Source organism: Mesorhizobium sp. CNPSo 4661, assembly GCF_057784215.1.
Genome location: NZ_JBWGIO010000013.1, coordinates 64,351 through 89,138, shown reverse-complemented (window position 1 = coordinate 89,138; position 24,788 = coordinate 64,351). Strand labels below are relative to the sequence as shown.

General features: G+C 64.4%; 25 protein-coding genes. 14 read left to right on the top strand and 11 right to left on the bottom strand.

The window, feature by feature from the left end; genetic code table 11:
• Positions 1–31 precede the first annotated feature (31 nt).
• A complete protein-coding gene (gene acnA / locus AC0YKC_RS20565; RefSeq protein ID WP_488512341.1) occupies positions 32–2,722 on the top strand; it encodes an aconitate hydratase AcnA in 2,691 nt (896 codons plus the stop codon).
• An 89-nt stretch (positions 2,723–2,811) separates the two neighbouring features.
• On the opposite strand, the gene AC0YKC_RS20560 is transcribed toward acnA, so the two are convergent.
• Positions 2,812–3,486 carry a ceramidase domain-containing protein gene (locus tag AC0YKC_RS20560; protein ID WP_488512436.1) on the bottom strand — a complete coding sequence of 225 codons (675 nt, stop codon included), beginning with the start codon at positions 3,484–3,486 and terminating at the stop codon, positions 2,812–2,814.
• A gap of 185 nt (positions 3,487–3,671) precedes the next feature.
• Between AC0YKC_RS20560 and AC0YKC_RS20555 the strand changes: the two genes are divergently transcribed.
• Entirely contained in the window at positions 3,672–4,460 is a 789-nt protein-coding gene (locus AC0YKC_RS20555; RefSeq protein WP_320298128.1) for a DUF1223 domain-containing protein, read from the top strand.
• Between the two features lie 561 nt (positions 4,461–5,021).
• The gene (locus AC0YKC_RS20550; RefSeq protein WP_320298129.1) at positions 5,022–5,408 is read left to right on the top strand and encodes a DUF2794 domain-containing protein; all 387 of its coding nucleotides are present in this window, start codon (positions 5,022–5,024) and stop codon (positions 5,406–5,408) included.
• Between the two features lie 103 nt (positions 5,409–5,511).
• On the opposite strand, the gene AC0YKC_RS20545 is transcribed toward AC0YKC_RS20550, so the two are convergent.
• The 4 genes from AC0YKC_RS20545 to AC0YKC_RS20530 form a co-directional block, all read right to left on the bottom strand.
• The gene (locus AC0YKC_RS20545) at positions 5,512–6,084 is read right to left on the bottom strand and encodes a GNAT family N-acetyltransferase (protein WP_488512339.1); all 573 of its coding nucleotides are present in this window, start codon (positions 6,082–6,084) and stop codon (positions 5,512–5,514) included.
• A gap of 117 nt (positions 6,085–6,201) precedes the next feature.
• Entirely contained in the window at positions 6,202–6,942 is a 741-nt protein-coding gene (locus AC0YKC_RS20540) for a Bax inhibitor-1/YccA family protein (protein ID WP_320298131.1), read from the bottom strand.
• A gap of 239 nt (positions 6,943–7,181) precedes the next feature.
• Positions 7,182–9,722: an ABC transporter permease gene (locus AC0YKC_RS20535; protein ID WP_488512338.1), complete on the bottom strand. Its 2,541-nt coding sequence runs from the start codon at positions 9,720–9,722 to the stop codon at positions 7,182–7,184.
• Positions 9,722–10,420 (bottom strand): ABC transporter ATP-binding protein, encoded by a 699-nt coding sequence (locus tag AC0YKC_RS20530; RefSeq protein WP_488512337.1) that lies wholly within the window; start codon positions 10,418–10,420, stop codon positions 9,722–9,724. The genes AC0YKC_RS20535 and AC0YKC_RS20530 overlap by 1 nt, the downstream gene beginning before the upstream one ends.
• Before the next feature lie 82 nt (positions 10,421–10,502).
• On the opposite strand from AC0YKC_RS20530, the gene AC0YKC_RS20525 reads away from it, so the two are divergent.
• Together AC0YKC_RS20525 and thpR are read left to right on the top strand one after the other, a co-directional pair.
• The gene (locus tag AC0YKC_RS20525; protein ID WP_488512336.1) at positions 10,503–11,147 is read left to right on the top strand and encodes an arylesterase; all 645 of its coding nucleotides are present in this window, start codon (positions 10,503–10,505) and stop codon (positions 11,145–11,147) included.
• Between the two features lie 134 nt (positions 11,148–11,281).
• Entirely contained in the window at positions 11,282–11,875 is a 594-nt protein-coding gene (gene thpR, locus AC0YKC_RS20520) for an RNA 2',3'-cyclic phosphodiesterase (RefSeq protein WP_320298135.1), read from the top strand.
• On the opposite strand, the gene AC0YKC_RS20515 is transcribed toward thpR, so the two are convergent.
• The gene (locus tag AC0YKC_RS20515; protein ID WP_488512335.1) at positions 11,782–12,297 is read right to left on the bottom strand and encodes a low molecular weight protein-tyrosine-phosphatase; all 516 of its coding nucleotides are present in this window, start codon (positions 12,295–12,297) and stop codon (positions 11,782–11,784) included. The genes thpR and AC0YKC_RS20515 overlap by 94 nt on opposite strands.
• Positions 12,298–12,406: 109 nt before the next feature.
• Here AC0YKC_RS20515 and AC0YKC_RS20510 point away from each other — a divergent pair, with 109 nt between their 5' ends.
• The 3 genes from AC0YKC_RS20510 (at position 12,407) to AC0YKC_RS20500 (ending at position 14,455) form a co-directional block, all read left to right on the top strand.
• The gene (locus AC0YKC_RS20510) at positions 12,407–12,700 is read left to right on the top strand and encodes a 4a-hydroxytetrahydrobiopterin dehydratase (RefSeq protein WP_320298137.1); all 294 of its coding nucleotides are present in this window, start codon (positions 12,407–12,409) and stop codon (positions 12,698–12,700) included.
• 528 nt (positions 12,701–13,228) lie between these two features.
• Complete coding sequence (locus AC0YKC_RS20505) at positions 13,229–13,591, top strand: YkvA family protein (protein WP_434724545.1); 363 nt, start codon at positions 13,229–13,231, stop codon at positions 13,589–13,591.
• Positions 13,592–13,948: 357 nt separating this feature from the next.
• Entirely contained in the window at positions 13,949–14,455 is a 507-nt protein-coding gene (locus AC0YKC_RS20500; protein ID WP_127229107.1) for an invasion associated locus B family protein, read from the top strand.
• Between the two features lie 69 nt (positions 14,456–14,524).
• On the opposite strand, the gene AC0YKC_RS20495 is transcribed toward AC0YKC_RS20500, so the two are convergent.
• Both AC0YKC_RS20495 and AC0YKC_RS20490 read right to left on the bottom strand, forming a co-directional pair.
• On the bottom strand, positions 14,525–15,874 hold the full coding sequence (locus tag AC0YKC_RS20495) for a chloride channel protein (RefSeq protein WP_488512334.1): 1,350 nt from the start codon (positions 15,872–15,874) through the stop codon (positions 14,525–14,527).
• 176 nt (positions 15,875–16,050) lie between these two features.
• The gene (locus AC0YKC_RS20490; protein WP_320298140.1) at positions 16,051–16,350 is read right to left on the bottom strand and encodes a hypothetical protein; all 300 of its coding nucleotides are present in this window, start codon (positions 16,348–16,350) and stop codon (positions 16,051–16,053) included.
• Positions 16,351–17,020: 670 nt separating this feature from the next.
• Between AC0YKC_RS20490 and rlmN the strand changes: the two genes are divergently transcribed.
• Positions 17,021–18,250, top strand: a complete 1,230-nt coding sequence (rlmN, locus tag AC0YKC_RS20485; protein WP_488512333.1) for a dual-specificity RNA methyltransferase RlmN — start codon at positions 17,021–17,023, stop codon at positions 18,248–18,250.
• Positions 18,247–18,714 carry a hypothetical protein gene (locus AC0YKC_RS20480; RefSeq protein WP_488512331.1) on the top strand — a complete coding sequence of 156 codons (468 nt, stop codon included), beginning with the start codon at positions 18,247–18,249 and terminating at the stop codon, positions 18,712–18,714. The genes rlmN and AC0YKC_RS20480 overlap by 4 nt, the downstream gene beginning before the upstream one ends.
• Before the next feature lie 3 nt (positions 18,715–18,717).
• On the opposite strand, the gene AC0YKC_RS20475 is transcribed toward AC0YKC_RS20480, so the two are convergent.
• On the bottom strand, positions 18,718–19,359 hold the full coding sequence (locus AC0YKC_RS20475; RefSeq protein WP_488512330.1) for a LysE family translocator: 642 nt from the start codon (positions 19,357–19,359) through the stop codon (positions 18,718–18,720).
• Between the two features lie 182 nt (positions 19,360–19,541).
• Here AC0YKC_RS20475 and AC0YKC_RS20470 point away from each other — a divergent pair, with 182 nt between their 5' ends.
• The gene (locus AC0YKC_RS20470; RefSeq protein WP_320298144.1) at positions 19,542–20,762 is read left to right on the top strand and encodes an argininosuccinate synthase; all 1,221 of its coding nucleotides are present in this window, start codon (positions 19,542–19,544) and stop codon (positions 20,760–20,762) included.
• A gap of 257 nt (positions 20,763–21,019) precedes the next feature.
• Here the strand turns inward: AC0YKC_RS20470 and AC0YKC_RS20465 are convergent, their stop codons facing one another.
• On the bottom strand, positions 21,020–21,823 hold the full coding sequence (locus AC0YKC_RS20465) for a lytic murein transglycosylase (RefSeq protein WP_320298145.1): 804 nt from the start codon (positions 21,821–21,823) through the stop codon (positions 21,020–21,022).
• 258 nt (positions 21,824–22,081) lie between these two features.
• Between AC0YKC_RS20465 and AC0YKC_RS20460 the strand changes: the two genes are divergently transcribed.
• Positions 22,082–22,384 carry a hypothetical protein gene (locus tag AC0YKC_RS20460; RefSeq protein ID WP_430699295.1) on the top strand — a complete coding sequence of 101 codons (303 nt, stop codon included), beginning with the start codon at positions 22,082–22,084 and terminating at the stop codon, positions 22,382–22,384.
• Positions 22,381–22,986: a DUF1236 domain-containing protein gene (locus tag AC0YKC_RS20455; protein ID WP_488512329.1), complete on the top strand. Its 606-nt coding sequence runs from the start codon at positions 22,381–22,383 to the stop codon at positions 22,984–22,986. Before AC0YKC_RS20460 ends, AC0YKC_RS20455 begins: the two co-directional genes overlap by 4 nt.
• Positions 22,987–23,057: 71 nt before the next feature.
• Here AC0YKC_RS20455 and AC0YKC_RS20450 read toward each other — a convergent pair whose 3' ends face one another.
• Complete coding sequence (locus tag AC0YKC_RS20450; RefSeq protein ID WP_320298147.1) at positions 23,058–23,357, bottom strand: HigA family addiction module antitoxin; 300 nt, start codon at positions 23,355–23,357, stop codon at positions 23,058–23,060.
• Between the two features lie 195 nt (positions 23,358–23,552).
• On the opposite strand from AC0YKC_RS20450, the gene AC0YKC_RS20445 reads away from it, so the two are divergent.
• On the top strand, positions 23,553–24,503 hold the full coding sequence (locus tag AC0YKC_RS20445) for a CPBP family intramembrane glutamic endopeptidase (RefSeq protein ID WP_488512328.1): 951 nt from the start codon (positions 23,553–23,555) through the stop codon (positions 24,501–24,503).
• Positions 24,504–24,788: the final 285 nt, after the last annotated feature.

The following is a 24,788-nucleotide window of genomic DNA, read 5'->3' as shown; positions in this document are numbered from 1 at the left end:
TTCAGGCTGAACAGACAAGGACGGATCGCACGTGTCAAAATCCCTCGACAGCTTCAATTGCCGCCGCACCCTGACCGTGGGTGGCGCGGACTATGTTTACTTCAACCTCGTCGAGGCCGAGAAGAACGGCCTCACCGGCATCGCCCAGCTGCCTTATTCGATGAAGGTGCTGCTGGAGAACCTGCTGCGTAACGAGGACGGCCGCTCGGTCACCAAGGAATCGATCCAGGCCGTGGCCGCCTGGCTGACCGACAAGGGCACCGCCGGCGTCGAGATCGCCTATCGCCCGGCTCGCGTCTTGATGCAGGATTTCACCGGCGTTCCGGCGGTGGTCGACCTGGCGGCGATGCGCGACGGCATCAAGGCGCTCGGCGGCGACCCGGAGAAGATCAACCCGCTGGTGCCGGTCGACCTCGTCATCGACCACTCCGTCATCGTCGACGAGTTCGGCACGCCGATGGCCTTCGCCCGCAATGTCGAGCTCGAATATGAGCGCAACGAGGAACGCTACAAGTTCCTGAAATGGGGCCAGCAGGCCTTCCGCAACTTCCGCGTCGTGCCGCCCGGCACCGGCATCTGCCACCAGGTCAACCTCGAATATCTGGGACAGGTGGTGTGGACCAATAGCGAGGACGGCGAGACCACCGCGTATCCGGACACCTGCGTCGGCACCGATTCGCACACCACCATGATCAACGGTCTTGGCGTGCTCGGCTGGGGCGTCGGCGGCATCGAGGCCGAGGCCGCGATGCTCGGCCAGCCGGTCTCCATGCTTTTGCCCGAAGTCATCGGCTTCCGCCTCACCGGGAAGCTCAAGGAAGGCGTCACCGCCACCGACCTGGTGCTCACGGTCACCCAGATGCTGCGCAAGAAGGGCGTCGTCGGCAAGTTCGTCGAGTTCTTCGGCCCCGGCCTCTCCAACATGACGTTGGCCGACCGCGCCACCATCGGCAACATGGCGCCGGAATATGGCGCCACCTGCGGCTTCTTCCCGGTCGACTCGGAAACCATCCGCTACCTGACCATGTCCGGCCGCGAGGAGAACCGCATCGCGCTGGTCGAGGCCTATTCGAAGGCGCAAGGCATGTGGCGCGACACGGGCTCCGCCGATCCGGTCTTCACCGACCTGCTCGAGCTCGACCTCGGCGACGTCGTGCCGTCCATGGCCGGCCCGAAGCGCCCCGAGGGCCGCGTTCCTCTGGAAGGCATCCCCGCCGGCTTCGCCAAGGCGATGGAGACCGAATACAAGAAGGCCGCCGAGATCTCGAAACGCTACGCTGTCGAAGGCACCGACCACGATCTCGGCCATGGCGACGTCGTCATCGCCGCCATCACGTCGTGCACCAACACCTCCAACCCGAGCGTGCTGATCGGCGCAGGGCTGCTCGCCCGCAACGCCAACCGCCGTGGCCTGAAGCAGAAGCCGTGGGTGAAAACCTCGCTCGCCCCCGGCAGCCAGGTGGTGGCCGAATATCTCGAGAAGTCCGGCCTGCAGAAGGAGCTCGACCAGATCGGCTTCAACCTGGTCGGCTTCGGCTGCACCACCTGCATCGGCAATTCCGGCCCGCTGCCGGCGCCGATCTCGAAGACCATCAACGACAAGGGCCTGATCGCCGCCGCGGTCTTGTCCGGCAACCGCAACTTCGAAGGCCGCGTCTCTCCGGACGTGCAGGCGAACTACCTCGCCTCGCCGCCGCTGGTGGTCGCGCACGCGCTGGCCGGCACCGTCACCAGGGACCTGACCACCGAGCCGCTCGGCGAGGGCAGCGACGGCAAGCCGGTCTATCTCAAGGACATCTGGCCGACCTCGGCCGAGATCCAGGAGTTCATCGAGAAGAACGTCACCCGCGAGCTGTTCGCCCGCAAATATGCCGACGTCTTCAAGGGCGACGCCTACTGGCAGAAGGTCAAGGCGCCGGAAGGCCAGACCTATGCCTGGGACGACCACTCGACCTATGTGCAGAACCCGCCCTATTTCGCCGGCATGGGCCGCTCCTTCGGCAAGGTCGGAGACATCAAGGGCGCGCGCGTTCTGGGTCTCTTCGGCGACAAGATCACCACCGACCACATCTCGCCGGCGGGTTCGATCAAGGCTGCATCGCCCGCCGGCAAGTATCTCACCGAGCATGGCGTCGGCGTCGCCGACTTCAACCAGTATGGCACGCGGCGCGGCAATCACGAGGTGATGATGCGCGGCACCTTCGCCAACATCCGCATCCGCAACCACATGCTGGGCGAGAACGGTCGCGAGGGCGGCTACACGATCCACTATCCCTCGAAGGAGGAGATGTCGATCTACGACGCGGCGATGGAATACAAGCGGGATGGCGTGCCGCTGGTGATCTTCGCCGGCGTCGAATACGGCAACGGCTCGTCGCGCGACTGGGCGGCCAAGGGCACCAACCTGCTCGGCGTTCGCGCGGTCATCGCCCAGTCCTTCGAGCGCATCCATCGCTCCAACCTGGTCGGCATGGGCGTCATCCCGTTCGTCTTCGAGGACGGCACCTCATGGGCCTCGCTCAATTTGAAGGGCGACGAGCTGGTCGAGATCGACGGCCTGGACGCCATCAAGCCGCGCCAGAAGATGGTGGCCAAGGTCACCTATGGCGACGACACGGTGAAGAACGTGCCGATCGTCTGCCGCATCGATACGCTGGATGAGCTCGACTACTTCAAGAACGGCGGCATCCTGCAATACGTGCTGCGCGATTTGGCTGCTTAGCAGCAGTAAGGGAGTAGGGGAGTAAGGGAATAGGGCAGTAGGGAAAAGTCACCCTGCCGCAGTCTTCTTCCCCCTACTCCCCTACTCCCTTACTCCCCTACTCCCTTAGCTTTCCCGAACCGCGCCGTCGCCGCCAGCAGCACGGCCAGCATCAGCCCGTTGAAGATGTGCCAGAGGAAGTGCGTGCCAAGCGGAAAGCTCGGGCAGACCAGCGGATCGATCATGCGGCAGATCACCGAGACGACGAAGATCGCCGATCCGGTCAGATTGTACCAGCCGGCCCGGTTGCCGATGGCCGCCACCCACGCCCCGAAGAAGGCGAGCGCCAGGAAGGGCGGCAGGTAGCCCGTGGTGCCGTTCGAGGCCTGGCGCAGCCAGTCCGGCACGGCATAGGCGATCAGGCCAGCCACGACATAGAAGGCGACGAAGACGAGGATCGCCTTGCCCCAGTCCATGCCGAGGAAACGCCTCAGGTTGAACAGCGTGTAGGCGAGCGTGAAGCCGGCGATCGGCAGGATGTCGGGCCAGATCGTGCCTTTGCTGGCGAAGGTGTGGAACAAGGTCGAGCCGATGCCGATCGCCACCACCCACCAGGCCAGCACTTCGGCGAAGATGCCGGCCTTGTGTCGCCGCACCTGCTGGGCACCCCAAAGTCCCGCGGCAATGAAAGCCAGGTTGGTCAAAGCATTAGCCGGCTCGGCCCAAAGTCCAGGACCCGTCCGTTCGCAATAGAGATCGACGGGGGTCAGGAGAGTTTGCCACACGGTGAGGGTTGCTGCTCCCGAATCGAACCGCGCCTTGAAATGCAATGGCCTCTCCTATTGCGGCCTTACCTGCGGTTGCAACAGCAAAATTTCACTGCAACGTGACTTCCCGTTGACTGGCGCTTCTGCCACATATTTTAGCAATCAGAACAAGGCCGGCGTCACCGGCGGGAATTGGAAAAGTCATGGCATTTCAAGGACGATTGCGGCTTGCGGCAGTAGCGCTGGCCCTTACGGCGTTGGGCGGCGTGGCCCTGGCAGCCGAACCCGAGAAGGCCGCGACCGGCAAGCCTCAAGCCGACAAGCCCTTGGGCGTGGTCGAATTGTTCACCAGCCAGGGCTGCAGTTCCTGTCCGCCGGCCGACGAGTTCTTCGCTGAGCTCGCCGGCAAGGACGACATCGTCGCGCTCGCCTACCACGTCAATTACTGGGACTATCTCGGTTGGCAGGACACGCTGAGCACCAAGGAGAACACCGAGCGCCAGTATGACTATATGCGCGCCTTCGGCAACCGCTCGGTCTACACGCCGCAAGCCGTCATCAATGGCCGCAGCCACGTCAACGGCGCCAGCCGCAAGGATGTCGACGGCGCCCTGGCGCGCATGGACAGGACCGGCGAGGGCATGCGTGTCGCCGTCAAGGTGAGCCGCACCAGCGATCGTGTCATGATCGACGCGGGCGATGCCGGCAACGGCCCGGCCGACGCGCATGTGGTGATCGTCTATTTCAATCCGCCGCAGATGGTGAAGATCGGCCAGGGCGAGAACAGCGGCCGCAGCCTGACCTACTGGAACGCCGTTTCCGACATCCAGACCGCCGGCATGTGGCACGGCAAGGCGCAGCGCTACGAATTGCCGATGACCGAGATCGCCAAGAAGGGCGGCTGCGCGGTGCTGCTGCAGTCGGTCGGCAAGGACGGCATGCCCGGGCCGATCCTCGGCGCCGCCTTCATCCGCAAGCCGGATCGGCTTTAGCGCCTTCTTCCTTCTCCCCTGTGGGAGAAGGTGTCGCCGAAGGCGACGGATGAGGGGTGTTCCAGTGAACACCCACGTCTCACTCCGCTGGAACACCCCCTCATCCGTCTCGGCGCTACGCGCCGATCCACCTTCTCCCACAAGGGGAGAAGGGAAAATCCACGCAATAAAAAACCGGCGTCAGCTTGCTTCTGACGCCGGTCATTCAGGTTTTGGGATCGTCGCACCTGATTTTTCCAAGGAAAAACCGAGGTTGGTTCGATCCGACGCTGACCCGTGGGCGGGGGGCTTGGGGTTTACGAGCCGGTGCCGGACCGAACCGTCTCAGGCAACGCCGGTAAATTCGTCGGACATTGGGGCATGAGCGCGGATTATTTGTGGCGAGATTGTGGCGAAGCATCACCAATTCCAACATGTGTTTCGCAAACGTGACTGGACGTTTGGGAAACCGCGTGACCGCGCGCGTGCTTGCCCGGCCCTTGCAATTCGACCGCGCCCTTGCAATTCCATCGTGAAAGCGCGAACCTTGGCCGGCGCATGATTCAATCGAAGGATCGAGGCATGACCGATCACAGCAGCGGGACGGAGGATGGGGAAGCATCCGGAATATTGATCCCGTTGCACGAGGCGCGCAACGCACGCCTCGACCAGCCGGTGCGGTTTGACCGGCGCGAGCTCGACCAGATCCTGAGGCTTTACGGACGCATGGTGGCGGCCAATGAATGGCGCGACTACGCGATCGACCACCTCACTGATCGCGCTGTCTTTTCCGTCTTCCGCCGGGCCAGCGAAGTGCCGCTGTTCCAGATCGTCAAGGACCCCAGGCTGGCGCGCCGCCAAGGCGCTTTCGCCGTCATCGCCGCCGGTGGCCGCATCCTGAAGCGCGGCCAGGAACTCGGCCGCGTGCTCGGGGTTTTCGATGCGAAGCTGAAGGTTGTCGAAGCGTAGTCCGGAAAGAGGAATTGAAGAACTGAAGAATTGAGGAACTGGAGAAAAAAGGAAGGAGGCGACCCAGTCGGCTCTGAATGTTTTTCTTCAGTTCCCCAATTCCTCAGTTCCATTCCCCGCGAAACTTCCGTTCGGGCAGCGAATTGCGGTCCGGCGGCAGCGACGCGCCACCATTCAGCGAAAGCTGCATGAACACCGTGTCCAGCCAGCGCCCGTGTTTGTAGCCCGATCCTTCCAGGCGACCGGAATGGCGGAAGCCGAGCTTCTCGTGCAGCCGCACCGAAGCGCTGTCCGCGTGGCCGTCGCCGATCACCGCGATGATCTGGCGGAAGCCCGCCGCGCGCGCCGTCTCGATCAAGGCCTGCATCAGCAGCGAGCCCACGCCTTGCCCCTTCGCCTCGGGCGCGACATAGACCGAATCCTCGATGACGAATCGGTAGGCGGGGCGCGGCCGGAACGGCCCGGCATAGGCATAGCCGAGCACGGCGCCGTCCTTCTCCGCCACCAGATAGGGGAAGCCGCCCGATGCCAGGCTGTCGAACCGGTTGCCCATTTCGGCACGGCTGGGCGGCTCCAGCTCGTAGCTCGCCGTGCCATGCGCGACCGCATCGGCATAGATTTCCGTGATTCGGTCGAGGTCGGCCGGGACGGCGGCCCTGATCGCAATAGTGCTCATAATTTGTGCAGCTCTCTTTCCTGCCTCGATAACAGCAAAGGACTGCGCAAAAAGAAAGGGCGGCCGTTGGGCCGCCCTTCGCAAAGTCTATGGTCCACTGAGACCGGGCAGCTGCCCTTAGCGGCGGTCGCCCATGAACTGCAGCAGGAACATGAACAGGTTGATGAAGTCGAGATAGAGGCGCAGCGCGCCCATGATCGCCTTGCGGCCGGCCACGTCGGCGACGTCGCCCTCGAAATACATCTCCTTGATCTTCTGCGTGTCATAGGCGGTGAGGCCGGCGAACACCAGCACGCCGATCGCCGAGATCGCGAAGCCAAGCGCCGACGACTGCAGGAAGATGTTGATCAGCATCGCGATCAGCAGGCCGATCACGCCCATGATCAGGAACGAGCCGAACGCCGACAGGTCGCGCCTGGTGGTGTAGCCGTAGAGCGACAGGCCGCCGAAGGCCGCGGCCGTGGCGAAGAAGGTCTGGGTGATGCTCGTGCCGGTGTAGACGAGGAAGACCGTCGACAGCGACAGGCCGACAAGGCCGGCATAGACCCAGAACGTGGTCTGCGCCGCCCCTACGCTCATCGACTGGATGCGGAACGACAGGAACATCACGGCCGCGAGCGGCGCCAGGATCACGACCCAGCGGAACGCGCTTGCATAGATGAGCTGGCCGAAAGCGGTCAGCTGGCCATCGCCGGTGACGGCGAGGTGGAAGGCGCCCCAGGCGGCAAGGCCGGTAATGAGCAGGCCAAGCCCCATGAGGTTGTAGACTTTGATCATATAGGCGCGCAGGCCCTGATCGATATCGACGCGCGCGCCGGGGGCGGCGGACGTCTGGTAGTTGCGAATGGGATCAGCCATTGGAAATCCTCTGTTGCTTCTGCCCCGTCCGGTGACAGGCCCTCTCGGAGAGACCCCAGGGGCCAGGCGCCGCTGGCGGAGCTCCAGCATGCCTAGCGCGAAATATGATGGTTCTTGACGTCAAGAACAAGACGGTAACGGGGCGTAACGCTTTGTGAGAAGGCAAAAGGCCTCTTTTCGGGCGCTCCAGCCGGCATTCTTACAAAGATTTAACCGGGCGGGGCGCCGGAAGCCCGCCGTCAGAGGTTGCGCAGCACCGGCGCCGCCTTGTGGCCGAGCACCCGCCAGGTGCCGGCGAGGCCGATGCCGACGGTGACCGTCAGCGAGACCAGGATCGTCGCCACCGCGACCTCCGGCATGAAATGCGACGGCAGCGTCATGATATGCGCGACCACGAACCAGGCGGCGATGCCGCCGGCGGCAAGCGCGAACAGCGCGGTCGCAAGCCCGATCAGCACATATTCCAGCGAGAAGGCGGCGATCAGCGTCCTGCGCGTCGCGCCGAGCGTCTTCAGCACCACCGCGTCGTGGATGCGCGCCCGGTTGCCGGCGGCCAAGGCGCCGGAGAGCACCAGCACCGAGGCGATCAGCGCCACGCCCGCGGCGGCGCGGATCGCTGTGCCCAATTGCGCGACCAGCCGGTTGACGATGTCGAGCGCGTCCTTGACGCGCACCGTCGTCACCGCCGGAAACGCGCGGGTGACGGCGTTAAGCAGCCTTGCGTCGTCGGCCGCGGTGGCCTGTTTGTCGACCAGTGTCGCCAGCCAGCCATGCGGCGCCCCGGCAAAGGTGTTGGGCGAGAAATCCATGACGAAGTTGATGCCCATCGTCTCCCATTGCACCTGACGGAAATTGGCAATCTTCGCCGTCACGTTGCGGCCGAGCACATTGACGGTCACGGTGTCGCCGAGCTTCAGCCCGATCGCCTTGCCCTCCTCGGCCGAGAACGAGACCAGCGGCTCGCCGGAATAATCCTGCGGCCACCACGTGCCTTCGGTCAGCGTCGCATTTTCCGGCTGTTTCGCGTCATAAGTCAGGCCGCGGTCGCCGCGCAGCACCCAGGCGCCATCGGCCGGGATCTTCACCTTGTCGACGTCGACGCCATTGAGCGCCATGATGCGCCCGCGCAGCATCGGCACCTTGACCAGCGTTCCTCGCGGCGCCTCCTTGCCGACGAGACCGGCGAAGGCATCGACGTCGCTGCTCTGGATGTCGACGAAGAAGAAGTTCGGCGCCCGTTCCGGCAGGCTGCCGGAGATTTGCCGCCTGAGATTCCCGTCGATCAGCGCAAGCGTCACCAGAAGCGTCAGCCCAAGTCCGAGCGACAGCACCACCGAAGGCGTCAGCGCGCCGGGACGGTGGATGTTGCCGAGCGCCAGCCGCAGCGACACGAAACGCACGCGCGGGCTCTTTTTCGCCGCCCACTGCACCAGCACCGCCACCAGCCGCAGCACCAGGAAGGCAAAGACTGTGGCGCCGACGAAGATCGAGGCGATGCGGGTGTCGTTGGCCGAAAGGATCGCCAGCGCCGCCAGCGCGACGACGATTGCAAGTGCTGCGCCCGTATAGGGCAGGCGCGGCAGGCCTCGGCTCTCGAATCCCATTTCGCGGAACAGCGCGGTTGCCGGCACGTCGCGAGCGCGGCCGAGCGGCAAGAGCGCGAAGGCCAGCGTCACCAGAAGGCCGAAGAGCGCGGCCATGGCAAGCGGGCCGGGGTAGAGGCCGCCTTCCGCCGGCACCGGGATCACCGACTGCAGGAGCGCGCTCGCCACGAAGGGCATCGCCGCGCCCAGGATCAGCCCGAGCACGATGCCAAGGCCCGAGATCAACAGGATCTGCACGAGATAGACGGTGAAGACGAAGCCGCCCGAGGCGCCGAGGCTCTTGAAGGTGGCGATGACGCCGCGCTTGCCGTCGAGATAAGCGCGCACGGCGTTCGCCACGCCGACGCCGCCGACCACCAGCGCCGTCAGCCCGACCAGGGTCAGGAACTGCGAGAAGCGCTCGATGTTGGCGGAGAGCGCGGGGGCCGCATTGCCGCGCGTGCGGATCGACCAGCCGGCCTGCGGGAAATCCTTCGCGGCTTCGGCCTGGATGTCCTTGATCCGCGCCTCGGACGTGCCGTCGGGCAGCCTCACCTTATAGGCGTTCTCGACCAGGCTGCCCGGCTGCACCAGGCCGGATGCCCCCAGGCCCACGCGCGAGATCATCAGCCGCGGCGCGAAGCCAAAACCGTCCGACACCGCATCCGGCTCGCTGACCAGCCTGGCCCGCAGCTCGAAAACGGCGCTGCCGAGCTTCAGCCTGTCGCCGATATGAAGGTTGAGCCGGTCGAACAACAGGTCGGGCGCAGCGGCGCCGAACACGCCGGACCTTTCGCCGAACAATTGCTCTCTCGGCAGCGCCGGATCGGTTTCCAGCGCGCCGTAGAGCGGATAGGCGTCGTCGACGGCCTTTGCCTCGACCAGCGCCTGGTCGGAGCCGTCCTCCAGCCGCGCCATCGAGCGCATGCCGGAAGTCTGCGAGACGGTGCCGAGACTCCTGATGAAACCGAGCTCGGCGTCCGAAGCGCTGCGCTGGTTGACCTGGAAGCGCAGATCGCCGCCAAGCAGCGTCTGGCCCTGATCGGCGACGCCGGCGCTGATCGCCTGCGCCACCGAATTGACGCCGCCGATCGCCGCGACGCCGAGCGCGATGCAGGCAAGGAAGATCATGAAGCCGGACAGGCCGCCGCGCATCTCGCGCAAAGAGAAGCGGATGGCGAGCTTCAATGTCCGCATCAGGCCGGCACCTTCACTGGCTTCGGCGTATCCTCGATCCGCCCTGAGCGCATCGAGACCTGGCGCGCGCAACGCGCGGCAAGCACTGGATCATGTGTGACCAGCACCAGCGTCATGCCGCGCTCCGCCGCCTTGGCGAACAGAAGGTCGGCGATCTGCTTTCCCGTGGCCTGGTCGAGATTGCCCGTCGGCTCGTCGGCGATGAGGATGCGCGGCGTCGGCGCCAGCGCCCGGGCGATCGCCACGCGCTGCTGCTCGCCGCCGGAGAGCTCGCCCGGATAGTGCGTCACACGGTCGCTCAGGCCGACGGCGGCGAGCTCGCGCGCGGCAACGCCGAACGGGTCAGCATGGCCGGCAAGCTCGAGCGGCACCGCGACGTTCTCGAGCGCCGTCATGTTGGGAATGAGATGGAAGGACTGGAAGACAATGCCAATGTTTCGCCCACGAAACGATGCGACCTCGTCCTCGCTTTTGTCGTTGATGAGCTCGCCGGCAATTCGTACCGTTCCCGAATCGACCCTTTCCAGGCCGGCAAGTACCATGAGCAAAGTGGACTTGCCGGAGCCCGACGGCCCGACGATGCCGGTGGCTTCGCCGGCCGCCACATCGAGGCTCACGCCCTTCAGCACATGGACCAAGGACGCGCCCTCGCCGAGCGTCAGCGATACGTCCCTCAGCGCGATGACGGCTTCTGTCACAATGAAAGCGCCCTATATGTGGAAAAAGGAGACGGCCCGTGTCTCCTCCCTTGGATTGTTCCGGTCATATGGGGCTCGCCGCATGGCTTTCAAACACCGTTTTGCCGCAGCCCTCATCCTTTTCCTCGCTCTTTGCGGCGCCATCTCGGCGGCGCGCGCCGCCACCTTCACCATCGTCGGCTTCGGCGACAGCCTGATGGCGGGCTACAGCCTCGGCCCGGGCCAGGGTTTTACCGACAGGCTGCAGGCTGCCTTGAAAGCAAAAGGCCTCGACGTCACCGTCGCCAATGCCGGCGTGTCGGGCGACACCTCGAGCGGCGGGCTGGCGCGGCTCGACTGGTCGGTGCCGGACGGCACAAGGCTGGTGATCCTCGAGCTCGGCGCCAACGACATGCTGCGCGGCGTTTCGCCCGAGATCGCCGAGAAGAACCTCGACGCCATGCTCGGCAAGCTGAAGCAACGCAAGATTCCCGCGCTTCTGGCTGGCATGCGCGCCGCACCCAATCTCGGCGCCGACTATCAGAGGGCCTTCGACGCCATCTATCCGCGGCTCGCCGAAAAATACGGCGTTCCGCTCTATCCGTTCTTCCTCGACGGCGTCGCCGGTCACCCGGATCTGCAGCTGGAGGACGGCCTGCACCCCAATCCCAAGGGGGTCGACGCCATGGTCGAGCGCATCCTTCCCGTGGTCGAGAAGGCGATCGCCGCCAATGGGGGGCCGTCATAAAGGGGGGAGGGTCGTGAGGCCGGAATGCCACGCTTTCCGCTGGGGAAACATTGTGGACAACAAACCGCTTGCCCCGCGCTTATATCGATGATTCGCTAGGGGCGAGAGTTCGATTCGAGGACAGGAGGCTTCACATGCCACGTCTTTTCACCGCCCTCGAAATCCCGCGTGATGCTGCTCTCTCCTTATCCCTGCTCCGGGGCGGACTGCCCGGAGCGCGCTGGATCGACGTCGAAAACTATCATCTGACGCTGCGTTTCATCGGCGATGTCGAGGGTCATGTCGCCGACGAGATCGCCAACGCCCTCGATCGGGTCGATCGCCCCTCTTTCCAGATGGCGCTCTCCGGCGTCGGCGCCTTTGGCGGCAAGAAGCCGCATGCGGTGTGGGCCGGCGTGTCGGCCACGCCGGACCTGACGGCGCTGCAGGGCGAGATCGACCGCATCTGCCAGCGGCTCGGGCTTCCCGCTGATCCACGCAAATTCACGCCGCATGTGACGCTGGCGCGGCTGCGCAATGCGAGCCCGCTCGACGTCGCGCAATATCTGTCGGCGCGGGGCAATTTTTCGACGCTGCCATTCCGCGTCGGCCGCTTCGTGTTGATGTCGTCGCGCGATTCGGTCGGCGGCGGGCCTTACATCGTCGAGGAAGCCTGGCCGCTGGTCGGCGAAGCGCTGGCCTCGAGCCGCTTCGCCAGCGCCTCCGATGCTTCGCGGATCATGCGGTAGACCGAAGCGAAGGCCTCCGCGCCGTCGTAATAGGGATCCGGCACATCGCGTGCCTTCCCCGTCGCAAAGTCCAGATAGAGATGGATGCGGTCGCTCACGGCCGGCGGCGCCAGCGCCTTGAGGTCGCGAACATTCGCCTTGTCCATGCCGAGGATCAGGTCAAAACGCGAAAAATCCTCCGGCAGCACCTTGCGCGCCCTCTGCCCGGAAATGTCGACGCCGTGCTTCGCGGCCACCGCGATCGAGCGCCGGTCCGGTTCTTCGCCGGCATGCCAGCCGCCGGTCCCGGCCGAATCGAGCGCGATATCGTGACCCATTCTGCGATCGGTAAGGACAGCGCCAAGCACACCCTCGGCCAAGGGTGACCGGCAGATGTTGCCGAGGCAGACGAACAGAATGGATTTTATGGGCTTTGCGCTCATCGATGTGGCGGTTGCTCCATGTATGTCGTCATCCCAAAACCGCTGCGCACTTTTGGGCGACATGCACTATGGTGCGGGTCATTTTTCCCGAATAGCACAGGAAACCGACATGACCAGGGAGAAACTCAGCAAGGACGCGATCGCCACGGCTCTGGCCGAGCTCGGCGGCTGGTCGCTCGCCGCCGACGGCGCGTCCATCAAGCGCAGCTTCGTCTTCAAGAATTTCTCCGAGGCCTTCGCCTTCATGACGCGCGTGGCGCTGGCCGCCGAAAAGATGGATCATCACCCGGACTGGTCGAATGTCTACAAGACCGTCGACGTGACGCTGAACACGCATGACGCGGGCGGCGTTACGGCGCTGGATATCGAGCTTGCGAAGAAGATGAACCGGTATTTCGGGTAGCACAGCCTCGCCTTTAAGGGCGGTCGTTTGAGTTCGTCATTCCAGGGCGGAGCAAGAAGCGAAGCGACGCGCGCAGACCCTGGAATCCATGCCGTGACCTACGGGCGTCGCGTCGGTGCAGGCGTTGCGAACGTTCGCGGTTGGCCGAAGCTTGCGAACTTCGTCATCCACGGGCGGAGCGACGCGAAGCGGCGCGCAGACCCGAGGATCCATTCCGTGACCTTGGCCGAGGAATGCAGCGGAGCAGAATTCTGCGCGGTTGCAGCTCTCGAAAGTAATGGCATGGATTCTATGGTCTGCGCGCGTCGCTTCGCTCCTTGCTCCGCCATAGAATGACGATGGGAAGCACATTCCGGCCAATCTCCGACGTAAGCGGTTGCCAACTCAGCTTCCCCGCTGCCAGCATCGCCGTTTTCCGATTTTCCAGGCGATTGACCGCCGAACTCTTGCAGCAGCCCACCGCTTTCACCACATTTTCCCGCGGCGGGCCGGCGCGCAATGATGCGCGCGACTGCCAGGAGCGAATTGATGGCGCAACAACCCGGTTTCGATTTCTTCGGCTTCGGCGACAAGCTTGCCGGCGAGGGCGAAGTCCGCGAGAAATTCTGGCGCACCGCCAAGAAGGCGGCGCGGCAAATTCCGTTCATGGACGAGGTTGTCGCCGCCTATTATTGCGCGATGGACAAGGACACGCCGCTGCGCGCCAAGGCCACCCTGTTTGGCGCGCTCGGCTATTTCGTCCTGCCGTTCGATTTCATCCCCGATTTCGTCGTCGGCCTCGGCTACACCGACGACCTTGCCGTGCTGACCGCCGCGATCGCCGCCGTCAGCGCGCATATCACCCCTGCCCACAGGCAGGCCGCCAGGGACGCGCTGGCCGACAAAATGTGACAGCGGTTCGTTTCAGGCCCGCAAATCAGCGCGTGCGAAAAGACAAACTCTTGCCGTTTTCGTGGCCTCCAACTCCGCGCCGGGACGTCGCGGCCGCCTCAATCGACAGGGACGGCGCGACTGCATGTCGCCCAAAAAGTGCGTAGCGGTTTTGGGATGACGACATGCACAAAAAAAGAAACCAAAGCACGTCGCTCGAACCCTTCGGCGTGATGTGCTTTGGGCGGGCGGTTTCCTGGGGTGAGTTCCTTTTCTTGAGGACAATTCACCGTTTGGTAACCCTGATTAAATCAAAATGAGGCGACGGCAGGACGCCATGCGGCCCGCCTCCGCACCATTTGGAATACGGGAAGAACGATGCGCGGATTGATTGCTACAGTTTCCAGCCTGGTCCTGGTGGCCGCCTTCGCCGCGCCGGCGCTGGCGCAGCAGGCGACGAAGATCGGCCAGCACAATGCGTGGGGCACCTACAGCTATCAGTCGAAGGCCGGCAAGGTCTGCTATGTGCTGACCGTGCCCACCGACAAGCAGCCCCCGTCGCTCGATCATGGCGACATGTTCTTCTTCGTCAGCCAGCGTCCGGGGCAGCAGGTCTCCTACGAGCCGCAGTTCATCGCCGGCTACAACTTCCAGGAAGGCTCGAAGGCCACCGTCACCATCGACAAGAAGTCCTTCTCGATGTTCACCCGCGGCAAGTCGGCCTGGGTCGAGAACGCCGCCGAAGAGCCGGTGCTGATCGCCGCCATGAAGACCGGCACCGACATGAAGGTGCAGGCCAAGTCCGGCCGCGGCAACCCCACCTCCTACGTCTTCTCGCTGAAGGGCATCTCGGCCGCGCTGTCCTCCATCGCCAAGTGTAAATAAGCCAAACGGCATCTGAGTCCTGCGCAAGGCCGGGCATCAAGTCCGGCCTTTTGTTTTGGACGGCGCGTTTCAGCCTCGCGCGGGCTCCGTCTCCGCGCGCCGCCGCCGGATTGCCTCGGCGATGAAGACGCGCGACAGCGCGTGGTAGAGCGGCTCGTTTGAGACGAGCCTCGCCGTACCGTAGCCCAGCACCGCCGCGCACATCAGCGCGATCACATTGTCGTGGTTGCCGGTCATTTCGAGGATGATGACGAAGGCGGTCATCGGCGCCTGCACCACGCCGGCGAAATAGCCGGCCATGCCAAGCAGCGCCGCGGTTCCCGTGGCCGCGCCGAAGATCAGGCCGAGCGTGCTGCCCAGCCCCGCGCCCACCGCCAGCGACGGCGCGAAGATGCCGCCCGGAATGCCCGACACCATCGACAAAAGGCCGGCGGCGAATTTCTCGACGAAGAACAAGGCCGGCAGCGGCGCGCCTTCGATCGCGCCGCGCGCCTGGGTGTAGCCGGTGCCGAAGGTCAAACCGCCCGAAGCGATGCCGATCGCGGCCACGGCCAGCCCGCAGACAGCCGCCACGACCAGCGTGCGCGGCAGCGGCTGCAGCGCGTTCCAGCGCCGGATGCGGCGCATGACCTTCAGCGCCGAGAGCGAGAACAGCGCGCCGGCACTGCCGCCTATGATGCCGCAGGCCAGCACCAGCGGCCAGTCGGCGGCGAAGGCGACCGTGTCCCTGGCGACGCCGAAATAGGTATAGTTGCCGAGCAGCCCGAGCGAGGCGAGGCCGGCCAGGATCACCGCCGTCAGCACCAGCCCGTTGGTGCGCGCCTCATAGGCGCGGCCCATTTCCTCGATAGCGAAGACGATGCCGGCAAGCGGCGTGTTGAAGGCGGCGGCGATTCCGGCGGCGGAGCCCGCCAGGATCAGCCCGCGCGCCTGCGCCATGCCGCCCCAGCGCGCCGCCTGCAGCATCAGTGAAGCGCCGACCTGCACCGTCGGGCCTTCGCGGCCGATCGAGGCGCCGCAGGCGAGGCCGACGATGGTGAGCGCGATCTTGCCCACCACCAGCCTGAGCGACAGGATGTGGCTGCGGTCGTCCTCGTCGCGCAGATGCCGCGCCGCGATCGCCTGCGGAATGCCGCTGCCTTGCGATCCCGGGAAGAAGGAATGCGCAAGCCAGGCGCAAAGGACGAAACCGAGCGGCGTCACGACCAGGGGCAGATAGAAGCGCCAGCCGCCGTCATTGCCCGTCACGGCGTGAAACAGGGCCTGCGCGCGGTCGGCGAGCAGCGCGAACAAAACGCTGATCAGGCCGATCGAGATGGCGCCGGCCCAGAAGACGAGGCGCGGCTGCCAGACGCGCCGCGATACCCACATGGCGTGTGAACGCCGCAGCATGCGGTATTTTCGCGATATGCCGGCCATGACCGTCCCTTGATGGTCATCCGCCCTAGCACACTGGCCCGGGCGATCAACCCGCGAGGCGGGCCGGCGCTATGCCGGCACCGTCGAGGATCGGTGCTCAAGGGAATGTTGCCTGCCGGCGAATAGCCCGCCGGCATACCAGCCGGCGGGGAGGTCGGCATGCAGGATCGGCGAGGTCACATCGCCATTTTTTCACATTCGGCCTGGGCCTTCTTGGTCGAGGTGTCGATCATGTAGGCTTTGCCCTTGGCGTCGGTGATCATCATCATGCAGTGCTTGATCGGCTTGGCCATCTTCATCATGTCGGCGCTCATCTTGGCATCCGGCATCATGGTGCCCATGTGGCCGTCCGGCATGATCGCGGTGACCTGCCCGCCCTTCATCATGGTCATGGCGCCCATCGTGTCCTCGGCAAGGGCCTGCGAGGCGGAAAGACCGACGAGGCCGGCGATAAGAACGAACTTGATCGAGTGCATCGGAACAACTCCCATTGTTGAGGGGCATGGTCGCCCCTTTCAGGTTCGCGGATGCGTTTCGATTGGTTACACCAACACGAACATGTGATCGATTTTCGACCGACGATAGCGGTAGCCGATCGCGTTCCGCCCCTGGCACAGGCGGACGGGGCTCAAGATTTGTTGACCTCAGTGCCAGCCGAAATCGCTATCGCTTCGCATCGATCGGGGCATAAAGCAGTCCGGTGCGGGTGGGGGGCCAAGCCGGCTGGGCCGCGCGACATCGACGGCGGACCAGTTCCATTGGGCGTTCCTGCTGACGGTGGTGATCCCGCTGCTTTCCATTCCGGGGTTCTTCTTCCCGCAGCCGGAAGGCGGCCAGCAGGTCAGCGGCCATCGCCGGCGGACGGATACTGATGAGTAAGGGCCGGCGCTATCTTCCCCTTCTCCCCTTGTGGGAGAAGGTGGCCTCGCGAAGCGAGGTCGGATGAGGGGTGTTCCAGCGGAATGAGGCGCTGGCTTTCCCTGGAGCACCCCTCAACCGTCTCGGCGCCGCGCGCCGATCCACCTTCTCCCACAGGGGGAGAAGGAAAGGGCGCCGCATGACTCCGCCGCCGAGCTGTGCTATGCGCCGCGCTTCCTGTTCGGCCGATGCTGAAATCGGCCGCAAATCGCTTATATTGGCGCCACCATGACCGTTTCGCTTGATCTTACCGCCGAAGGCGCCCGTGACGCCTTGCGCGCCCGCTCCACCGAGAAGCCGTCGCTGATCGGCTTGACCCGCGTCGAGCTCGGCGAAGCGCTGGTCGGCGCCGGCATCGTGCCGGAGCGCCAGGCGAAAATGCGCGCCCAGCAGCTCTGGCACTGGATGTATGTGCGCGGCGTCTCCGACTTCGCGCATATGTTCAACATCTCCAAGGATCTGCGCGCCGAGCTCGACAAGCATTTCACCGTCGCCCGGCCGGAGATCGTCGAGGAGCAGATCTCCGCCGACGGCACACGCAAATGGCTGTTCCGCTTCCCGCCGCGCGGCGCCGGCCGCCCCGTCGAGATCGAGACCGTCTACATCCCCGAGGAAGGTCGTGGCACGCTCTGCATTTCCTCGCAGGTCGGCTGCACGCTGACCTGCTCCTTCTGCCACACCGGCACGCAGAAGCTGGTGCGCAACCTCACCGCCGAGGAGATCCTGGCGCAGTTGCTCACCGCGCGCGACCGGCTCGGCGACTTCCCCGACCGCGACACGCCGGACGGCGCCATCGTACCGGCCGAGGGCAGAAAAGTTTCCAACATCGTCATGATGGGCATGGGCGAGCCGCTCTATAATTTCGAGGCGGTGAAGAAGGCGTTGCTGATCGCTTCGGACGGCGACGGCCTGTCGCTGTCGAAGCGACGCATCACGCTGTCGACTTCCGGCGTGGTGCCGGAGATCGCCCGCACCGGCGAGGAGATCGGCGTCATGCTGGCGATCTCGCTGCACGCCACCAATGACGATCTGCGCGACCTGCTTGTGCCGATCAACAAGAAGTTCCCGTTGAAGGAGCTTATCGCCGCCTGCAAGGCCTATCCGGGCCTCTCCAATGCCAAGCGGATCACCTTCGAATATGTGATGCTGAAGGACGTCAACGATTCCCTCGACGACGCCAAGGCGCTGGTCAAGCTGCTCAAGGGCATTCCGGCAAAGATCAATTTGATCCCGTTCAACCCCTGGCCCGGCACCAACTACCAGTGCTCGGACTGGGAGACGATCGAGAAATTCGCCGACTACATAAACAATGCCGGCTACGCCTCGCCGATCCGCACACCGCGCGGCCGCGACATCCTCGCCGCCTGCGGCCAGCTCAAGTCGGAGTCCGAGCGCATGCGCAAGGTCGACCGCCTGGCGCTGGAAGCCATGATGATCGCGGGACACGGCGAGGCGTGAGGCGCATCATCGCCTACCTCATCCGCTTTGCCGCCATCCTGGTCGGCTATATCGTCGCCTCGCTGGCGGCGAGCGCCTTCCTCAACATCCTGGTCCTGGCGCATCTGGGCTACACGCCGGCCAACCCCGAGCCGACGGCCACCGCCTCGCTCTATGTCTCGGTGCCTTTCGTGGCGCTGTTCGTCGCCTATTTCGCCTTCATGCCGACGGCAGTCGTCATTTTGATCGCTGAGCTGCTCGGCCGCCGCGACTGGCTGTTCTACGCGCTCGGCGGCGCTGTCATAGCCGTCGTCTTTCTCGGCTTCGTGCATATTGTCGGCGATGCCAATTTCGACGTCACCGAAACCAATGCCAGGCTGGCCGTGATCGGCTCCGGCATGGTCGGCGGCATCTTCTACTGGCTCTCCGCCGGCCGCTGGGCCGGAAGCTGGCGCCGCGCGCCGCTGCTCGATGCGGAGCCCTGAGCGCTACTTCGCCTGCGCCGTCAGGATCTTGAGCGCGAAGGCCGAAAACACGCCGGCGAACAGATAATCGACCACGCGCGTGACGCGCGGACTTGCCTTCATCGCCGCAGAAAACTTCTCCGCAGCCAGCACCATCGGCACCGTCACCGGTATCGACAGCACGATGAACATCATGCCGAGGAAGAACAGTTTTCCGGACGCGTTCGGATCGTGCGCGGAAACGAATTGCGGCAGGAAGGTCATGAAGAACAGGATGATCTTGGGGTTGAGCAGGTTGACGCCAAGCCCCGCCATCCAGCTGCGGAACAGGGAGACTTGCGGTCCGGTCCTCTTCTCCGGCGAGAAGGCCGAGCCCTTCGTCACGGCCTGAAAGGCGAGGAACACCAGATAGCCGGCGCCGAATATCTTCAGGACGAAGAAGGCCATCGGCGAAGCCACGATCAGCGCCGAGATGCCGACCACCACCAGCGTGGTGTGGATCAGCGTGCCGGTAAGCGCGCCGGCCATCGAAGCAAAGCCGGTGGCGCGACCCTGGCTCAGCGTGCGCGAGACGAACAGCGTCATGTCCGGCCCAGGCGTGATCGCCAGGATCACCGTGGCGATGGCGAACTGGATGAGCGTCGAAGTATCGGGAATGAAGGACATGCGCGCGGCCCTGGCGGAGATAGCGCAGCCTATAACGCGACCATTTTTGCTTCGCCAGCGTCTGCCTGGGCAAACATGTGGCCCAGCCTGTGCCGCCGTCAGGCATCCGTTCGTCTCTTGCGCCGCCCGGAAAGGCCGTGATACCTCGCCCGCGAAGCTATTTTCCCGCGGAACCGCCAAAAATGTCCAAGATCAAGAACGTCAAGAAAGTTGTGCTCGCCTATTCCGGCGGCCTCGACACCTCCATCATCCTGAAATGGCTGCAGACCGAGCTCGGCGCCGAAGTCGTCACCTTCACCGCCGATCTCGGCCAGGGCGGCGAGCTGGAGCCGGCCCGTAAGAAGGCCGAGATGATGGGCATCAAGGACATCCGCATCGTCGACGTGCGCGAGGAATTCGTCGCCGACTTCGTCTTCCCGATGTTCCGCGCCAATGCCGTCTATGAAGGCACGTATCTGCTCGGCACGTCGATCGCCCGGCCACTGATCTCCAAGCATCTGGTCGAGATCGCCAAGGAAACCGGCGCCGACGCCATCGCGCATGGCGCCACCGGCAAGGGCAACGACCAGGTCCGCTTCGAGCTCTCGGCCTATGCTCTCAACCCCGATATCAAGGTCATCGCGCCGTGGCGCGACTGGTCGTTCAAGTCGCGCACCGATCTGATCAACTTCGCCGAGCAGCACCAGATCCCGGTGGCGAAGGACAAGCGCGGCGAAGCGCCCTTCTCGGTCGACGCCAACCTTTTGCACTCCTCTTCCGAGGGCAAGGTGCTGGAGGATCCGTGGAGCGAGCCGCCGGAATTCGTGCATCAGCGCACCGTCTCGCCGATGGACGCGCCCGACGCCGTCACCGAGATCGAGATCGAGTTCCTGAAAGGCGATCCGATCGCCCTCAACGGCAAGAAATTGTCGCCGGCCACCATGCTGGCGACGCTGAACGACCTCGGCCGCGACAACGGCATCGGCCGCCTCGACCTGGTCGAGAACCGCTTCGTCGGCATGAAGTCGCGCGGTGTCTACGAGACCCCCGGCGGCACCATCCTGATCGCCGCCCACCGCGCGATCGAATCGATCACGCTCGACCGGGGCGCCGCGCACCTCAAGGACGAGTTCATGCCGCGCTACGCCGAGCTGATCTACAACGGCTTCTGGTTCTCGCCCGAGCGCGTCATGCTGCAGGCGATGATCGACAAGAGCCAGGAAGACGTCGAAGGCACGGTGCGGCTGAAGCTCTATAAGGGCAATGTCATCGTCACCGGCCGCAAGTCTAAGAAGACGCTTTATTCCGATGCGCTGGTCACCTTCGAGGACGATCGCGGCGCCTACGACCAGAAGGACGCCGAGGGCTTTATCCGCCTCAACGGATTGCGGCTCAGGACGCTCGCGGCAAGGAACCGCCGCTGAAGCTGCCAATCTCCCCCCTTGAGGGGGGATGTCCGGCAGGACAGAGAGGGGGGCCTCGCGCCAGCGTATCCCTCGTCATTCTAGGGTCTGCGCGCGTCGCTTCGCTCCTTGCTCCGCCCTAGAATGACGAAGGAAGGGCGACATCTCTCAATCAAGGGGGAGATCCCTACTTTCCCGGCCTTCGCCAATCCCCAAGCCCCCAACAAAAAAGCCCGGCGCATGGCCGGGCTTCTCGGTGGAACCAAGTCTTAATCCGATCAATCCGCGTCGATCGCCTCGGCGATTTGGGCAATGGCCTGCTGATAGACGCTGGCCGAATTCCAGCCGGCGATCGCGCCCATATTGGCCTCATAGCTCGCGCCCGCGTGCCAGCCATGGCCCTTGAGGAAGTTGGCGGTCGAGGCGAGCGCCGTGTTGCGGTCGCGCAGGTTTCTGCTGCCGACGCCGTACTTCATGACATTTCCGGGCAGGAACTGGGTGTGGCCGATCTCGCCATGCATGGCGCCGACCGACGAGGCGCTCAGCGCGCCGCTATCGACCAGCTTGAGTGCCGCGATGGCATGCGGGGTGAAATAGTCCGGACGGCGACAGTCGTAGGCGAGCGTCAGGATGGCCGACACCGTGTTCTGGTTGCCCATCGAGGCGCCGAAGCCGGTTTCCATCCCCCAGATGGCGAGCAGTACGCCCGGCGGCACGCCATAGGTGCGCTCGATATTGTCGAACATCGCCGCGTTCGCTTTCTTCAGCGCGCGGCCCCGGGAGATGATTGCCGAGGCGCCGCGGCGCTTCATGAACGCTTCCACCGAGCCGCTGAAGGCCTTGTGGATCGCCCGGTCGGCGGCGATCGTCCTGGTCGCGTAGGTGGCACCCGCCAGCGCCGACAGCCCCTTCTGCCCAACCCCGTTGGCCTTGGCCTCGGCAGCGAAATCCTGCTTCCAGGCGTCGAAGCCGGCGCCATTCTTGCCGCAACTGGCTGCGGCCTCGGCCCCTGTCGCCAGCCCAAGCACCGCCACCACCGCCGCGGCGGCTACGAAAATCCGTCCTTTGGCAAAAAATGCCATATCCTTCTCCTGGTTGCCTTGAATCACGTCCCGGTTGCGAATTTGCCAGCGAAACGCCTGGTTGTCACCGCCCCCGCGGGGGACGTGGCACCCGACACTGGCGAAAGAAGGGCAATTTGCCTACGATCCGCCGTCATGTGTGGCGGGCTTGCCTCATGAAAGACGTTGATGTCGTGATCAACGGCGCCGGTCCGGCGGGCCTTGCCGCGGCAAAGACGGCTTCGAACGGCCGGGCTCTCCTTTGTTCTTCCGGAGGCGATGGACCGCATCGGCGGCCGCGCCTGGACCAGCGATCGCCATTTCGGCGTGCCCTTCGACATTGGCTGCGATTTCGCGTCTCTCTGCCGGTCGAACTGTCAACGCCAAACTCGCGGCGAGATAGCCCGAATGCCCACAGAACACGGGCGCGGCTGGCATCCGCTCACGGCCTTTTTGAGCGATCCGGCGAAAAACCCTGGAACAATTCGTGAGCGCGCGACGGGCACTTTAGCCGGAACGCATAAGCTACTCTTTCGTTTCCGACCCCGAGGGAGCGTTGAAAAACGGAGAGAAAAATCATGAAACGCGTGTTGTTTCCGGTGCTTGCCGGTGCCCTGCTCACCATCTCGGGCGCGGCTTTCGCCGATACGCCTGTCCAGGCGGTGGCCGACTTGAACGTCCGCGCCGGCCCCGGTCCGCAATATCCGGTGATCGGCGTGCTGGCGGCCGGCCAGTCGGCCACGCTTCGCGGCTGCATCGAAGGCAGCAAGTGGTGCACGATTGCCGAAGCCGGCGGCAAGGGCTGGGTCTATTCCGATTATGTGACGGGCGATTTCGGCGGCAGCCGCGTCGTCGTGACCCGCCGCCCGGCCGATGCCGGCATCGCGCTTGTGGCGCCGCCGACCGATGACGTCTACACCAACGACACCTACACCGGCGCCATCGTCTCCAACGGCGACGCCATCGAGTCGATCGGCAGGCCGCCGGCCGAGGTCGGCACCTATGTCACCACGCACCGGGTCGATCCGGTCTATCTCGACGGCGAGGTGGTGACCGGCGCCACGCTGCCCGACACGGTCGAGCGGCGCGAGATCCCCGACTACCAGTATCGTTATGTCTATGTGAACAACCAGCCGGCGCTGGTCGACCCCGGCACGCGGCGCATCGTCTATGTGATGCGCTGATCGGCCTTTATCATTGTCGCAAGAGCGGCCGCCGGCGATGGCGGCCGTTTTGCTTGCGTGCTGACCGAAACTCAGGCGGCTTGCATCTGCTCGATCGACGCGATTTCGGCCTTCTTTGCCTCGCCTTCCACCGCGAGATCGTAGCTGGCCTGCATGTTCGTCCAGAACCGGGGCGTCGTGCCGAAGAACTTCGCAAGGCGAAGCGCCGTATCTGGTGTTACGGGCGTGGTTTCGCTCACCAGGCGCTCGATGCGCGTGCGGGGAACATGCAGCTTCTTGGCCAGCGTATATGGTTTCAGCCCAAGCGGGACCAGATACTCCTCGCGGAGAATTTCGCCCGGATGGATCGGCGCGAAGATGCCGGTAGCCATCTTCATTTCCTTTCTGGTTGCGGGCGTGGACCCGGGCTTCGTCATTCCAGGGCGGAGCAGGAGCGAAGCTCCGTCGCGAAGACCCTGGAATGCGCTTGAAGCGATCCATTCAGCCCGGAACTTGATGACGTAATTGCACGGTAACCGCCGATCCCATAGATCATGCGACCCGAAAGCTTTCGGCAGGGGAGCCGCGTGACGATCGAAAATGCCGCCTTCGAGCGCTATCGCCGCTCGCCGAACGAAAAGACCACCTTGCTCCGCCTGCTCTTCGGGACGGCGATCGTCATCGCCTTCTGGATGGCAATGACGGCTCTGGTGCTGTTTGCCGGCACCTACGTCTACATCGTCTGGCGCCTGCCCGGCCCCTCGACCGGCCGCTACATGCAGGACTTCCTGGCATCGCCCACCGGCATCCTGAGCGCGCTGACCTCGTTTGCCGGCATCTGGATCGGGCTCTGGGTGGCGATGCGCTTCGTGCATGGCGAGCCGCTGGCGGCCCTTTTCGGCGTCACGCGCCGGGTTGCGGGCGGGGATTTCCTCAAGGGCCTGGTCGCTGTGCTGATCACCTCGCTCTTTTCCGAGGTGCTGCTCTATTGGCTGCAGCCGGAGATCGCGCGCGGACCGATCGCCCTTTCGTCCTGGCTGCTCTTCCTGGCGCCGATCGTGCTGCTCGCCTTCCTGCAGACCTCGTCGGAGGAAATGCTGTTTCGCGGCTATCTGTTGCGCGGCCTCGCCTGCCGCTTCAGGAGCCCGCTCGTCTGGGCACTGCTGCCGGGGCTGCTGTTCACGTCGCTGCACTGGAATTCGGCCTCGACTTTGGCCATCAATGCCTGCGTGCTGGTCTCGATCGGCACCTTTGCCCTGCTGCTCACGCTGCTCGTCTATGTCACCGGCAATCTCGGCGCCGGTTTCGGCGCCCATCTCGGCAACAACCTGACCGGCTTCCTGCTGATCTCGCACCAGGAAGGCTATAATGGCTTTGCCCTGCTCAACGCCAAGCCGCTCGAAGGCCCCGGCTGGACCAATCTGGACGCCGTCCTCATCGCCGCGATCGGCATCGTCAGCACGCTTTTGACGATGCTGCTGCTTTTGCATCGGCGTTCGCCGCTGCGGGTTGGAGCCAACAGCCAAAACCCGCTGTGAGGTAATCACGGCGTTTTGGCCTGATTCCGGCATTGTTTTTTGATGCATGTCGTTGCCGCAAAACCGCGGCCCACTTTTGCACGACATGCATCAGCCTTGACTCCGCGGCGGATTTCCTGTCTAGAGCCGCTGAATTCCGCGACGAGTTTTCTTTCGCGAAAGCCGACCAGGACGCCGAAGCCTCTTTGAGGCGGGTGCTGTAAAGAGATCCTGGAGGCCAACACCCGGCAGCGCAATGCGCCCCCGGGTGCTTTTTGGCTTTGCGCTTTTGCTTGGCGACCCGGC